The 14,944-nt window shown below is 30.5% G+C and carries 14 protein-coding genes; 6 read left to right on the forward strand and 8 right to left on the reverse strand.

Annotated elements, in window-relative coordinates; all coding sequences use genetic code 11:
- The first annotated feature begins 50 nt into the window (after positions 1–50).
- The 6 genes from EG240_RS10300 to EG240_RS10325 are packed head-to-tail and all read left to right on the forward strand — an operon-like array spanning position 51 to position 6,261.
- On the forward strand, positions 51–1,079 hold the full coding sequence (locus EG240_RS10300) for a rod shape-determining protein (RefSeq protein ID WP_125019318.1): 1,029 nt from the start codon (positions 51–53) through the stop codon (positions 1,077–1,079).
- A 13-nt stretch (positions 1,080–1,092) separates the two neighbouring features.
- Positions 1,093–1,926, forward strand: coding sequence for a rod shape-determining protein MreC (gene mreC / locus EG240_RS10305; RefSeq protein ID WP_125019319.1), 834 nt, complete (start codon positions 1,093–1,095; stop codon positions 1,924–1,926).
- A complete protein-coding gene (locus EG240_RS10310) occupies positions 1,919–2,425 on the forward strand; it encodes a rod shape-determining protein MreD (RefSeq protein WP_125019320.1) in 507 nt (168 codons plus the stop codon). Before mreC ends, EG240_RS10310 begins: the two co-directional genes overlap by 8 nt.
- Positions 2,422–4,323, forward strand: coding sequence for a penicillin-binding protein 2 (mrdA, locus tag EG240_RS10315; protein WP_125019321.1), 1,902 nt, complete (start codon positions 2,422–2,424; stop codon positions 4,321–4,323). The genes EG240_RS10310 and mrdA overlap by 4 nt, the downstream gene beginning before the upstream one ends.
- Positions 4,316–5,590: a rod shape-determining protein RodA gene (rodA, locus tag EG240_RS10320; RefSeq protein WP_125019322.1), complete on the forward strand. Its 1,275-nt coding sequence runs from the start codon at positions 4,316–4,318 to the stop codon at positions 5,588–5,590. The genes mrdA and rodA overlap by 8 nt, the downstream gene beginning before the upstream one ends.
- A 47-nt stretch (positions 5,591–5,637) precedes the next feature.
- The gene (locus tag EG240_RS10325) at positions 5,638–6,261 is read left to right on the forward strand and encodes a hypothetical protein (protein WP_125019323.1); all 624 of its coding nucleotides are present in this window, start codon (positions 5,638–5,640) and stop codon (positions 6,259–6,261) included.
- Between the two features lie 77 nt (positions 6,262–6,338).
- Here EG240_RS10325 and EG240_RS10330 read toward each other — a convergent pair whose 3' ends face one another.
- The 8 genes from EG240_RS10330 to EG240_RS10365 all read right to left on the reverse strand — a co-directional run bounded on the left by EG240_RS10330 (position 6,339) and on the right by EG240_RS10365 (position 14,939).
- Positions 6,339–8,204 (reverse strand): M56 family metallopeptidase, encoded by a 1,866-nt coding sequence (locus tag EG240_RS10330; RefSeq protein WP_125019324.1) that lies wholly within the window; start codon positions 8,202–8,204, stop codon positions 6,339–6,341.
- 2 nt (positions 8,205–8,206) lie between these two features.
- Complete coding sequence (locus EG240_RS10335; RefSeq protein WP_125019325.1) at positions 8,207–8,572, reverse strand: BlaI/MecI/CopY family transcriptional regulator; 366 nt, start codon at positions 8,570–8,572, stop codon at positions 8,207–8,209.
- Between the two features lie 183 nt (positions 8,573–8,755).
- Positions 8,756–9,427: a hypothetical protein gene (locus tag EG240_RS10340; RefSeq protein WP_125019326.1), complete on the reverse strand. Its 672-nt coding sequence runs from the start codon at positions 9,425–9,427 to the stop codon at positions 8,756–8,758.
- 87 nt (positions 9,428–9,514) lie between these two features.
- Positions 9,515–10,747, reverse strand: a complete 1,233-nt coding sequence (gene clpX, locus EG240_RS10345; protein ID WP_125019327.1) for an ATP-dependent Clp protease ATP-binding subunit ClpX — start codon at positions 10,745–10,747, stop codon at positions 9,515–9,517.
- A gap of 21 nt (positions 10,748–10,768) precedes the next feature.
- Positions 10,769–11,428 (reverse strand): ATP-dependent Clp endopeptidase proteolytic subunit ClpP, encoded by a 660-nt coding sequence (gene clpP, locus EG240_RS10350; protein WP_125019328.1) that lies wholly within the window; start codon positions 11,426–11,428, stop codon positions 10,769–10,771.
- Positions 11,429–11,523: 95 nt separating this feature from the next.
- Positions 11,524–12,846 carry a trigger factor gene (tig, locus tag EG240_RS10355; RefSeq protein WP_125019329.1) on the reverse strand — a complete coding sequence of 441 codons (1,323 nt, stop codon included), beginning with the start codon at positions 12,844–12,846 and terminating at the stop codon, positions 11,524–11,526.
- A gap of 101 nt (positions 12,847–12,947) precedes the next feature.
- Positions 12,948–13,298 (reverse strand): phage holin family protein, encoded by a 351-nt coding sequence (locus tag EG240_RS10360; protein ID WP_125019330.1) that lies wholly within the window; start codon positions 13,296–13,298, stop codon positions 12,948–12,950.
- A gap of 57 nt (positions 13,299–13,355) precedes the next feature.
- Positions 13,356–14,939 carry an SGNH/GDSL hydrolase family protein gene (locus EG240_RS10365; protein WP_125019331.1) on the reverse strand — a complete coding sequence of 528 codons (1,584 nt, stop codon included), beginning with the start codon at positions 14,937–14,939 and terminating at the stop codon, positions 13,356–13,358.
- Positions 14,940–14,944: the final 5 nt, after the last annotated feature.

A 14,944-nucleotide genomic window follows, 5' to 3' on the forward strand; every position in this document is an offset into this window, starting at 1 on the left:
TTATTTTTGTAAACTAAAATTTTAATTAACCTAATACCCTTTTAACGAATATGGGATTTTTTGATTTCATGACCGAGGAAATTGCAATGGACCTTGGTACTGCTAATACACTTGTTATTCACAATGGAAAAGTTGTGGTAGACAGTCCGTCTATCGTAGCTCGTGATAGAGTTACTGGAAAAATTATTGCAGTAGGTAAAGAAGCAAGTTTAATGCAGGGTAAAACCCATGATAACATTAAAACCATCCGCCCGTTAAAAGACGGAGTAATTGCAGATTTCGATGCTTCTGAAAAGATGATTAGTCTTTTTATTAAAAGTATTCCAGCTTTAAAGAAAAAAATGTTCACTCCTGCCCTACGTATGGTTGTTTGTATTCCTTCTGGAATTACGGAGGTAGAAATGCGTGCGGTAAAAGAATCGTGTGAACGTGTAAATGGCAAAGAAGTTTACTTAATTCACGAACCAATGGCAGCAGCTATTGGAATTGGTATTGACATCATGCAGCCAAAAGGAAACATGATTGTTGACATAGGTGGAGGAACTTCTGAAATTGCTGTACTTGCATTAGGTGGAATTGTTTGTGATAAATCAGTAAAAATTGCTGGTGATGTTTTTACAAATGATATCATTTATTACATGAGAACGCAACATAACTTATTCGTTGGAGAAGGAACCGCAGAGAAAATTAAAATTCAAATCGGAGCTGCAATCGAAGATTTAGATCAAGGTCCAGAAGATATGTTAGTTCAAGGACGAGATTTATTAACAGGTAAACCAAAACAAATCAATATTTCTTATAGAGAGATTGCAAAAGCTTTAGACAAATCGATTCAACGAATTGAAGATGCAGTTATGGAAACTTTATCTCAAACTCCTCCAGAATTAGCTGCAGATATCTATAACACAGGAATTTTCTTAGCAGGTGGCGGTTCTTTATTGAGAGGTTTAGATAAACGTATTTCTCAAAAAACAGATTTACCAGTTTATATTGCAGAAGATCCATTAAGAGCCGTAGTACGTGGAACAGGAATGGTAATTAAAGACATCAATAAATACAGAAGTATTCTTATCAAATAATTAAAGAAAAAGCATGCAGCAGATCATATTTTTTTTTACAAAAAACAGCACGAAGTTGCTGTTTTTGCTGCTTTTAGTCATCTCATTATATATGACTATTCAATCGCACGCTTTTCATAAAAGCCAGTTTGTAAATTCAGCAAACGTTGTTTCAGGAACTATCTACGAAGAAACCAACAATTTAAAGGAATATCTTCATTTAAAATCTGAAAATGAAATGCTTGCAAAAGAAAATGCAAGACTTAAACAAACTCTTTATAATAGCGAAATTATTATTGATTCTGCATTCAAGGTAAATCCTCAATTGCGAATTGCAACAGATTATAATGTATTCCAAACAAAAATTATCCGTAATAATTACAACAAAAAAGAAAATTATTTGACTATCAAAGGTGGAGCAAAAAATGGCTTTACAAAAGACATGGGAGTTATTAATTCTCGTGGAGTTATTGGTATTGTAGAAAATGTTTCAAATCATTATGCAACGGTTCAAAGTATTTTAAATTCGAAAACGCGAATTGATGCAAAAGTTAGTAACTCAAATCATTTTGGAACAATAGTTTGGGATGGGAAAAATGCTGGATTTGTTCAGTTAATTGATATTCCAAAATTAGCTAAACTTCACAAAGGTGACAGCATAGTAACCGGAGGAGAATCAACTATTTTTCCAGAAAACATTCCAATTGGAGTAGTTGATAAAGTTTATGCATCAAAAACATCCAATTTCTATACAATTAGTGTTCGTTTGTTTAACGACATGACCAATATTGGCTCAATATATTTGATTGAAAATGTGAATTTACAAGAAATAAAACAACTAGAAGAAGCAACTTTAAACGATGAATAGCACATTAATCATAAATATTTTTCGATTTGTATCTTTACTTTTGTTACAAGTTGTTTTGTTTGACAATATTGATTTATTCGGTTTTGTTACACCCTATCCGTACATTTTATTCATCTTACTTTATCCTTTAAATTCAAATCGTTCAGGACTGATTTTAGCAAGTTTTTTTCTTGGTTTGATATTAGATGGATTTAATAATTCAGGAGGAGTTCAAGCTGCGGCTTGTGTTTCATTGGCATATTTTAGAGAATCCTTTTTGAAGTTTTCATTTGGGATTAGTTACGAATATCACATGATGAAAATCACGGATAAAATATCAACCGAATTATTAACTTATCTTGGGATTTCTATTTTATTTCATCATTTAATTTTTTATAGTTTAGAAATATTTAATTTACAATTTACATTAGAAATATTATTAAGAACCGTTTTATCATCAGCACTAACTTTAATATTTATTATTATCTTAATCTTCTTAACTAAGACTGCAAAAAAATGAGAAAATTATTATTTCCCATTATCATAATTCTAGCGACAATTGCCATTGTTGCTAAATTATTCTATTTGCAAATAATAGATGACTCTTACTTAAAAAAATCAGATAATAACGCTCTAAAAATTGTATATGAATATCCAGAAAGAGGATATATTTATGACCGAACTGGTAAGCTTTTAGTAGCCAATCAACCGAGTTATGACATCATGGTTATACCTCGAGAAATAAAAAATCTTGACACATTAGCTTTGTGTAAAATTTTAGATATAACCAGAGAAGATTTTGATAAGAAGATAGAAAAAGCAAAGGTTTATAGTCCACGGCTTCCATCTGTATTTTTATCTCAATTAACAAAAAGAGAATTTGCTGCTTTTCAAGAGAAGATTCGTCATTATAAAGGATTTTATATTCAGAAAAGAAATCTTCGTGATTATCAAGTTGATTTTGCAGGAAATGTTTTTGGATATATCCGACAAGTTAATGAAAACGACGTAAAAAGAAATCCGTATTATATCAGTGGAGATTTAATCGGAATTCAGGGAGTTGAACAAGCTTATGAAGAAGTTTTAAGAGGACAAAAAGGAGTAAAATACATCCAAAAAGATAAACACAATAGAGAAATTGGACCTTTCAAAGAAGGAATTTACGATTCAATTTCAGAAAAAGGAAAAGATATTACGATTACTATTGATGGCGCTTTACAAGAATATGGCGAAAAATTAATGGTCAACAAACGCGGAGGAATTGTAGCTATTGAACCAAAAACAGGTGAAATTCTTGCATTAATTGCATCGCCAAATTATGATCCTAAATTATTAGTGGGAAGACAACGTTCAAAAAATTATCAGCAATTAGCAGAATTACCTGGTGATCCTTTTTTTGACCGCGTTTTAATTGGTGAATACTCTCCAGGTTCACCTTTCAAGATTTTAACAGGATTGATTGGACTGCAAGAAGAAGTAATTGATACACATACAAGTTTTCCGTGCAGCCATGGATTTTATTACGCAAGAGGCGCATTTATGAAATGTCACGATGCTGGAAGTTGGAATTTGCACCCAGCAATAGCCAAATCATGTAATACCTATTTTGCACAAACTTACAAACGTATCATTGATAAATATAAAAATCCTAAATTAGGAATGGATGCTTGGTACAACCATTTAAGAAGTTTTGGTTTAGGACAATTTTTAGGTTATGACTTACCAATCGGTCGTAAAGGACAAATTCCTAATTCAGAATATTATGATCGTTGGTATCCAAAAGGTGGCTGGAAAGGAACAACAACTATTTCAAATGCAATTGGTCAAGGTGAAATTACAGTAACTCCAATTCAACTTGCAAATGTAATGTGTGCTGTTGCAAATCAAGGTTATTATTATACGCCTCATATTATCAAATCAATTCAAGACGACAAAATCGATAAAAACTTTGTAGAGAAAAAAACGACAACTATTGACAAACAACATTTTTTTCCGGTCATTGAAGGTCTGGCAGAAGTTTATAAAAGCGGAACCGCTAGTAGATTACAAATACCGGATATTAATATTTGTGGAAAAACAGGAACTGTAGAAAATTTCATAAAAGTTGACGGTCAAAAGAAACAATTAAAAGATCACTCTGTTTTCTTAGCTTTTGCACCAAAAGAAGATCCGAAAATCGTAATTGCCGTGTTTATCGAAAATGGTGGTTTTGGAGCAACAATCGCTGGACCACTCGCTTCGTTAATGATAGAAAAATATTTAAAAGGAATCATTACAAGAACTGATTTAGAAAAAAGATTATTAGATTCAACATTAGAATCAGAATATATATTGAAAGATCAAGTTGAAGCAGAAAAAAGAGCAAAAGCTAAATTAGAAGCAGAATTAAAAGCTAAACAAAAAAGAATCAATGGTTAAAACGAAGCATTTAGCGAATCAAAGTGTAATAAGCAATGTTGATTGGCTTACCATTTTTATTTATGCTCTCCTAGTTTTTTTAGGATGGTTAAATATCTATTCGGCATCGTTACCTGATGAAGCTACTTCAATTTTTGATCTTGGTCAGATTTATGGAAAACAAATATTATTTATTGGATTATCAATTCCTTTAATCATTGTTCTTCTTTCCATTGATGCAAAATTTTACGAAAAATATGCAGTCGTTTTCTATTGCATTGGAATACTTTCTTTATTAGGATTATTTGTTTTTGGAAAAAGTATTAAAGGTCAAACCAACTGGTATCAATTTGCTGGATTTGGTTTACAACCATCAGAATTTGTAAAAACTGCTACCGCATTATTACTCGCAAAATACATTGCAGAAGCTCAACCTACTTTCGAGACTCTAAAAGAACAAGCCATTGGAATGGGAATTTTCATGTTTCCAGTATTGTTAATCTTAATGCAACCTGACATGGGAAGCGCCATGATTTTCATGACTTTATTTTTAGTTTTGTATCGCGAAGGTTTTCCAGGTTGGTATCTTTGGACTGGTTTTGTAGCTATAATATTATTCTTTCTTGCTCTTTTATTTGAACCACTTTTTATACTAATAGGAATCGCAATTGCTGTGATAATACATTTTATTACAAACAAGAAAATCAACAGGAATCCATTCATTTATTTGATAGTAACAGTCGTAATGATTGGTTTTGTTTACAGCGTTGATTACGTTTATGATTCAGTTTTAGAACCGCATCAAAAAGACCGTATCAACGTTTTGATAGGAGAAGATGTGGATATGAAAAAAGAAGGTTACAACTTAAATCAATCTAAAATAGCAATTGGTTCTGGTAACTGGACAGGAAAAGGTTTCCTTGAAGGAACACAAACTAAAGGCGGTTTCGTTCCAGAACAACATACCGATTATATTTTCACAACCGTTGGAGAAGAATGGGGATTTGCAGGTTGTATGGTTGTCATTGGATTATTTGTGACATTATTTTTTAGAATTTTATATTTAGCTGAACAACAAAAAACAGCCTTTCCTAGAATTTATGGATATTGCGTCGCTGCATTTTTATTCATGCACTTTTTTGTGAATGTTTCTATGTTAATTGGACTATTTCCAACAATTGGAGTTCCTCTACCTTTCTTTTCATATGGTGGTTCAAGTTTAATTGCCTTTACTATAATGCTCTTTATATTTCTAAAATTAGATTCTAATAAAGTAAACGAATGGTAATTGGCATGAATTTTGAATTATTAGTAAAATCACAAAATAACAACAAAATGAAAAAATTATTTTTAGTTACCGCGTTTTTATTATCGATTTTCAATTCACAAATACACGCTCAAAACATTGAAACAACTGTAGAAATAATAAAAACTTCAAAAGAAAAAATAACAGAGTTAAATTCTGAAGCTGCAGAAATTGGAAAAAAAATTGAATTGAAAAAACAAGAATTTATTCAAAAAGATAGTCAGGCAAAGCAATTAGCAATTCAAACAAAAGAAGCTAAAAGTCTTAAAGATAAAATCAAAACAGAAGATGCAAAGCGAGTTCAAAAATCAGCAGATGATGAAGTAAAACTTGTAAAAAATGAATTAAAAGACTTAGAAAAAGCTCAAAAATCTTTATTAAAAGAAGCGAATCGTTTATCTAAATCCAATAATTCAATTGAAAAGAGTCAAAAAAATGTTACAAAAACGAAAGAAAAATTAGCAAACGCTGAAAATAAACTTAAAAAATCTTCTACTCAATTTGAAAAAGATAAACTTAATAGAAAACTAACAGTTGAAAAAGAAATTAAAGCAAAAGCAAAAATTTTAAAACTTGACACGGAAGTAAAAGAACTTAAAATAAAATTACAACAAAACGAGTTGGAACTTAAAAAAGCAAAACTTGATGTTTAAAAAAACCGAAGATTTATAATCTTCGGTTTTTTTGTTTAAATGTATCACTTTCTTAAATAATTAAAGTAGCAACTTAATTATTTTTGATTAACTAAAGTGTTATTGGAATTCAATTTACCATTAACTTTCATAGTAATTGGAAGAATAAAATCAGTAGCAATAGCTTTACCATCTTTAGTTGCAGGATTCCAATTAGGCATCGTTTTTAGAACGCGTAAAAATTCGTTTTCAAAGGATTCATTAGCAGCTGACTTATTTACAATTTCAAAATTGGTTAGTTTTCCTTCTTCATCAATAAGCATTTTTATAACTACCTTTACTTCTAAAATATCATCAACATCAGGCGCATTTACTTTTCTCATAAAACTCTTATAGAAATACATCATTCCTTCTTTTGGTGAAGCTTTTATGATATCATTAGCAGAAACAGCATCTTTCATTGATTTACCATCCGTAATATCTGGATTTTTTGTTAGTACTTCAGTTCTGATATTAAAAAAAGATTCAATTTCTTTAGCTACTAAATTTGATTCATTTTCTTCTTTAGAAATTTCTTTCAAATCATATTTAAAATCATTTTTATCCTGAATTACACCATATCGATTATAAATTGAAACCTCCAATTCAGGTGAAATAATATAGTAATATGAATCATTCTGAAACTTAATATATCCATAAGACTTTTGACCTTTTACATATTGAAGAAAAACAGATCCCTTATTTGAACTTTCGTCCTTTATAGACGAAAGCTTTGCTAGTTGTTCTTCTTTTGTAATTTCTTTCAACTTATAATTGAATTCTTTTTCATTTTGCTTTACTCCTTCTCTATTAAAAATAGAAACTTCCAATTGAGGTGAAATAACATAGTAAAACATTTTATCGTGTTTTTTACTAAACATAAAACCAGTAGCTTCTTCACCTTTAACATATTCTAAAACATTAACCTCATCGTTATTTTCCTTAAAAGAATGTGTCTCGATTTTTTCATCAAATTGTAAATTTGAATTCGAAATCTTATCATCAATCATCAGATTTACTTTATCTGAGATTTGTGTTTCGAATTTTTCAATGGTATTTGCTTTGGTTTCAATTCCAACTAAACCAAAATACGTCAATACAAAAGCAGAACTATAAAACAGAACTTTTGTAACATTCCCTTTTTTTGTGTTTTTCATCATCATAAAACGTTTTTTTAAATTTTTATAATCTATCGAACTACTCAGTTCCAAACGCTTGTTTTGTTCGCTGTAATAGTTCAAAATAATATTTTGATAAGCATTAATATCCGTTGTTTGTTGTACACAATATGCATCAGCCAGAAATTCGTGATTTTCTTGAATGGCTTTTTTATAAAAATATAGCATTGGTTGGAACCACAATCCGATTTTTAAAAATTCAATAAACAGAATATCCAACGAATGTTTTTGAACTACGTGACCTTGCTCATGAATAAGAATTTCTTTTTCGATTAATCCAGAATTCCACGATTCCAAATTCAGATATATGGATTTTAGAAATGAAAAAGGCGATTTAACTTTAGAATGTAAAATCAATCTTCCGTATTCATTTTTGATTTGTTGTCCTGCTTTTTTTAATCTAACAATTAAGTAAACTCGAAATACAAATCGAATGGTTAAAAAAATAACGATTCCAATAAAAAGAATTTCAAGGTTTGAAAACAAACTTTCTTTTTGAATCATCGGAAAATATTCAAAATCAGAAAAACCTGCAATTTGTTGAAAAACGACTTCTTTTGTTTCGATAATTGGATTTGATTCTACAAAAAAGCTAAAATTAAAAAGAGGTAAAACCAATCCCAAAACCAAAGCAATCAATAAATAAAACCGATTGAATTGCAATGATTTCTTGTCTTGTAAACTGAATCGATAAATCGAAAAGAAAATCAGCAACAAAAAAGTTGATTTGATAAAATACAAAATCATAACTATTTATTTTTAAGTTCATCGTCAATTAAGTCGCGTAGATTTTGTAATTCTTCTTTAGTTAATGAAGCTTCTTTTGCAAAAAACGAAGCAAAATTGGAAGTCGAATTATCAAAAAACTGATGTATCATATTTTTCATTTGTTTCGAAAAATAGTTTTCCTTCTTAACAATCGCATAGTACAAACGCGTACTTCCGATTTCGTCATAAGCAACAAAGTTTTTATCAATAAGTTTTTTAATCGTTGTTGCAACCGTGGTTTTGGCTGGTTTGGGTTCGTCGTAACTATCAATTAAATCTTTCAACAAAATTTTCTTTTGTTTCCAAACATATTGCATCAATTGTTCTTCTGCTGGTGTTAATTTCATATTCTATGTTTTTAGAATCCGTTCTACGAATATAGAACAAAAAATTTAGAATCCAAATTTATTTTTGGTATAAAACACTAGTAATTTGATATTTAAAATAAAATCATCAATAAAACAAGGCGTTTTCGGGCTTTTTAAAAACAAAAAAAATCCCGAAGGATTTAAAAAAATAGCTCAAATAGACTACATAATTGATATATTTATGACAAGAGGAAATAAATATTCAGAATCAACTTCAACACCATTTAAAATAGCTGGATTAAATTTTGGAAGTAATTTAAGAACTCGAAATATTTCTTTTTTGAAATCAGCATTTTTGAAATCAGCATCATTAAGAATAATAAAATCAGTCAAATTACCTTTAGAATCAACAGATATTTTTATTACTAAGTTAACTTTAGTATTTCTTGAATTAAGTTCTGGAGCATTAAATCTACGCATAAAGTCAGTATAAAGTTGTTTTATACCGCCAACTGGTTCTGTTCTAGAAAAACTTCTCCGTATTTCCTCATCCTCAAATTGAAAAAAAATATCATAAACATCATTCGTTAATGAACTATTTTTTTCTTCTTCAGAAACTTCTGTAATCCGATATTGAAAATTAGACGAAATCTGTTTTTGACCTAGATTATTATAAAAGGAAACCGTTTTATCAGGCAAGATTACATAATAATAAACATTTTCGTAAAGTTGAAAATATCCAAACGAAAGTCTGTTATTCACATACGTAATATTTATTAAATCAGTTTGTGATTGAACAAAACTAAAAGTATTTGAAATTGCTTCTACCCTAGGAGATAAAAATAGAAAGATAAAAAGAAGACAAACTGAACTTTTATTTATAATGCTTTTCATATTAAATCTTTTAAAAATAAATTTAATATACAAAAAAATCTCAATACGTAAAAACATATTGAGATTTTTATAGTTTACAGAATGGAATTAATTTGCTAATTCTAATCTATTCATTAAGTTTTTGTTTAAAGCAGATTCTGCAAAATGTTTATCAATTACAAAATTATCTTCATTACTGCTTGGCAATTCATACATTGGGTCTGTCAAAATTGCTTCACAAAGTGAACGTAATCCACGCGCACCAAGTTTATATTCTAAAGCTTTATCAACAACATAATCCAAAGCTTCATCTGTAAATTTAAGTTCAACACCATCCATTTCAAAAAGCTTCTGATATTGCTTAATTAATGCATTTTTAGGCTCTGTTAAAATCATTCGAAGTGTTTCTCTATCTAACGGATCCATATGCGTTAAAACAGGTAAACGACCAATGATTTCAGGAATTAAACCAAAGTCTTTAATATCTTTTGGGATGATGTATTGTAACAAATTAGCTTTATCAACTTTTCCATCATCTTTAGAATTTCCGAAACCAACAGCTTGGAAGTTCATACGTTTAGAAATGATTCTTTCGATTCCATCAAAAGCTCCACCAGCAATAAAAAGAATGTCTTTTGTATTTACTTCGATAAATTTTTGATCGGGATGTTTTCTTCCTCCTTTTGGTGGAACATTCACAATCGAACCTTCTAACAATTTCAATAAAGCTTGTTGAACTCCTTCTCCAGAAACATCTCTTGTAATTGATGGATTATCACTTTTACGAGCAATTTTATCGATTTCATCAATAAAGATAATTCCGCGCTCTGCTTTTTCAACATCGTAATCAGCAGCTTGAAGAAGTTTTGTCAAAATACCTTCAACATCTTCTCCAACATAACCAGCTTCAGTCAAAACTGTAGCATCAACAATAGCTAATGGTACGTTTAACATACGAGCAATTGTTTTTGCTACTAATGTTTTACCAGTTCCTGTTTGTCCAACAATGATTATATTACTTTTTTCAATTTCAACATCATCATTCGATTCTTGTTGTAACAATCTTTTGTAGTGATTGTAAACGGCAACAGAAAGTACTTTTTTAGTTTGATCTTGACCAATTACATATTGATCTAAAAACTGACGAATTTCAATTGGTTTTTTTAATAAAACGTCATCAGAAAAACCTGAAATCCCATTTGACTTTAATTCTTCAATGACAATTCCGTGAGCTTGTTCCACGCAATGATCACAAATATGTGCATTTATTCCTGCAATAAGAATGTTCGTTTCTGCTTTCGGACGTCCACAAAACGAACAATCATTACCATCGTTTTTCATTTTATTCAATTTCTCTTGGAATTATTCTCTAATTAAAACTTCGTCAATCATACCGTATTCTTTAGCTTCAGCAGCTTTCATCCAGTAATCACGTTCTGAATCTTTATATACTTTATCGAAAGGTTGCTTAGAATGTTTGGCGATGATTTCATACAATTCTTCTTTCAATTTCAACATTTCTTTCAAGTTGATTTCCATATCTGTAGCAACACCTTGAGCTCCACCAGAAGGTTGATGAATCATCACACGTGAATGTGGTAAAGCCGAACGTTTCCCATCAGCTCCAGCACATAATAAAACAGCTCCCATTGAAGCAGCCATTCCAGTACAAATTGTAGCAACGTCTGGTTTCACGAATTGCATTGTATCATAAATTCCTAAACCAGCATAAACGCTTCCGCCAGGAGAATTGATGTAAATTGAAATGTCTTTAGAAGCATCAACACTTTCTAAAAATAACAATTGTGCTTGAATGATGTTAGCCACGTAATCATCAACTCCTGTTCCAAGGAAAATGATACGATCCATCATTAAACGAGAAAATACATCCATTGAAGCGATATTCATTGGGCGTTCTTCGATAATATAAGGTGTCATACTTCCTACGATTTTGTCGTAGTACATACTGTTTACTCCGTGATGCTTAGTAGCGTATTTTTTAAATTCTTTACCAAAATCCATATGCAAAGTTTTTTATTTTTTTGATTATTTTAAATAAGCGAGCGTCAAATTCGATTGAATTTGACGCTCAAATATAGTTATTTTTTTTCGTAAAATTATGCTTCGTAAGCTTCCTTAACGAAATCTTTATAAGAAACTTGTTTTACTTTAGCGTTTGTTTTTTCGCTAAATAATTTAACCATTTTCTCTTGCATTAATTGCTCAGAAATTCTACGAACTTCTTCTTGGTTAGTTAAAACACGAGAAACGATATTATCAACATCAGCTTCAGATGGTTCTAATTGACCAAATTGAGCCATTTGTTCTTTGATTAAATTTGAAGTATAATCTTTAATTTCTTCGAAAGTAATTTGTAAATTATTGTCAGTAATAATTCTTCCTTCGATTAATTGGTAACGTAAACCTTTTTCAGATTTTGCGTATTCTTCGTTAGCTTCTTCTTCAGTTAATGGTTTCTCAGATGCAGTTTGTAACCATTTTTTCAAGAAAGTTGCAGGTAATTCGAAATCTGTATTTTCGATTAAAAATTCAACTACATCGTTAGTGAATTTTTGATCACCTTGAGATGCGAATTGTTTTTCAGCATCTTCTTTAATTTTAGCTTTTAATTCTTCAACTGTAGTAACTACACCTTCTCCAAATAATTTATCAAAGAATTCTTGATTTAATTCAGCTTTTTCAGTTGTGTTGATTTCTGTAATTTCAAAAGAAACCTCAACATCTAAACCATTAGCTTTTTCAGTATCGATATTTAAAACGCTTACTAATTTTTGCTCATCTTCGAATAAACCTTTTGTTGAGATAGTTACAACATCTCCAACTTTTTTACCGATAAATTTCTTCTGGTTTGTTTTTGTACGAACATCTCCGATATTGAAAGTAACTTCGTTAGAAATTCCTTCTTCTTCGTTAGAAACTTTTACACGGATATCATCACCTTCTTCAGATTTTTCTTTAGAAACGATTTTTCCGTATTGTTTTTGGATAAATTCAATTTGCTCTTCTAACATTGCATCGTCAGCAACAATATTGAATTTAGTAATATTATTTTTAGAATCTAAATCAACAGTGAATTCTGGAGCTAATCCTAATTCAAAATCAAAAGATAAAGTATCAGCTTTCCAATCGATATCTTTTGCAACAGGAAGTGGATTTCCTAAAATATCTAATTTTTCTTCTGTTAAAAATTTATTTAAATTTTCTTGAAGTAATTTGTTTACTTCTTCGAATAAAACTGCAGTTCCGTATTGTTTTTGAATTAAAGACATTGGAACAGCACCTTTTCTAAATCCAGGAATGTTAGCACTTTTCTTGTAGTTTTTTAAAACATTGTCTACATTTCCTTGGAAATCTTCTTTTGCAAGCTCGATAGTAACGATTGCGTTAAGAGCATCTACATTATTTTTTGTAATATTCATCTTTCTGTTTATTTACTACTAAAATTGGCTTGCAAAATTATAATATTTTTACAAGCCAACCAAGTTTTTAATCTATTGTATTACAATAAACTATTAATTTTTTATTTTTTTTTAGAAGAAGGAATCAGAATTCCAGCTATAGTTTGTAATACTGATAATACGATTGAGAAAAGCAATGCACTAAAAAATCCATTTACCACAAAACCACTAACAAAATATTCTGCCAACAATACGATTATTGCATTAATTACTAAGGTGAATAACCCTAATGTAAGAATCGTAATCGGAAATGAAAAAATTTGCAAAATTGGTTTTACAATCGCATTTAAAACAGACAATGCAACTACAACCCATAAAGCTGATGACCAACTTTCTATTGAAACCCCTGGGACAATAACTTCTGTTAACATCACCAAGATACTTGAAACGATTAATCGAATAATAAAATTCATAGTTATTTAAATTAGAAAAGCGCTACAATGTAACGCTTTTTTCTATAAAACACTAAATTAGTTTGTTGCTTTAATAGTTACACCAGGGTAATTCCCAGGAACCAATAAAGGTATATTAGATTTGTAATGTTTATTAATCACTTGAATGATTTCGTTAGATACAAATGCATATCCTCTTGGATTTGGATGAACTCCATCTAAAGAGAATAATACAACATTCATATTCCCTAAACCTTTAAAATAATCAGCTGTATAAATTTGGCCATCTGCAACTCGAATTCCAGAAACTAATTGAGATAAAATCGCATTCATATCAGCAACTGCTAATCCTTTACTTGCAGCGACTGTTCTAATTGTATTATTAAAAACATCTGTTGCAACTCTAATATTTTCTTGTTCTTGAGGAATTAGAGTATATTTATCTTCTAAAGGAAAAGTAACTCCCATTTTATTGAACATCGGTAAAAACTGAGCTGGAATATTTTGCAACAATGGTGATGATGCATTTGTACCAATCACAGAACTTGTTCCTAATACAAACAAATCATCAGATTTTGCATGACGAGCTTGACCGTAAATCTGCCCTAAAATTGGAGCTAATGGACCAAACTGAGGATCTTGTGCAAAAATAGCAGTTAATTGATTAGATAAATTTGGTAAAGTTTCGTCTTTTATTAACAAAGGATTTGAACCCGTTGTTGAAAACAATTCAACACGATCACCTGCTCCTAAATAAGTCAAAGCACCTTTCAATTTCCCAACCAATTCATTCAATTGACCAACAACTGCCGCACCACCCAAAGCTTCAGGTGTTAACGGATTATAAGGAACTGTTGTAAAATGTGGGATTGAAGTCACATAAGGAATTGTCGCAACTACACCTTTGGCTCCATTAGCTGTCAAACCATTCGTAATTGTAGAATAAACCTGAGCAAATACATTTGGGTCGGTAATATCATTTCCACCATATGTCGCTGGATTTAAATTACCTTGTTGATTAACTCCAGTTCCACCAGACAAAGCATAAGCTAAAACATCATTACTTCCAATCCAATTGGTAAAGAAAGTAGGATTCATAGACATTGCATCTGTCATCACTGTTGTACTTGGAGAAGTCGCCATACGAACAAAGTAAGGATTCGATTGACCAGTTGCAACACCAGCTAAATTACCATAACCCGGAGCAAGTAAATGAAAAGATTTAGCTCCTGGAACTCCCATATTATTGAAAGCTTTAGCTTGAAGTTGACCAACCTGAATAGTTGGGGTTCCTACAATATTTTGAGGTCCTCCAGTACTCATATTAATAATCATACGAGTTTGAGCGATAACATTTCCTCCCAAAAGTAATCCACCTACATCATTGACGTCATCCGCATACGAAGGTTGAGTAAATTCTCCTCCACCAACTACAGAAAATTGTTTTGATAGTAAATTTGGAAAAGAATATTGCTGTCCTGAACGATACATTGTTCCATCCATGTAACCAGAAGTTAATGAATTACCTACAGCAACATATCTAGAAAAATCAGCTTCACCAGCAGTATAAGTTCCGCTTGCAATTTCATCATCGAACTCTGGTTTACATGATGAAAAACCTACTGCAATTGCAGCTAAAAGTATAATTTGATATTTTTTCATGATGC

Source organism: Paenimyroides tangerinum, from assembly GCF_003865405.1.
In the GTDB taxonomy this organism is placed as follows: domain Bacteria; phylum Bacteroidota; class Bacteroidia; order Flavobacteriales; family Flavobacteriaceae; genus Flavobacterium; species Flavobacterium tangerinum.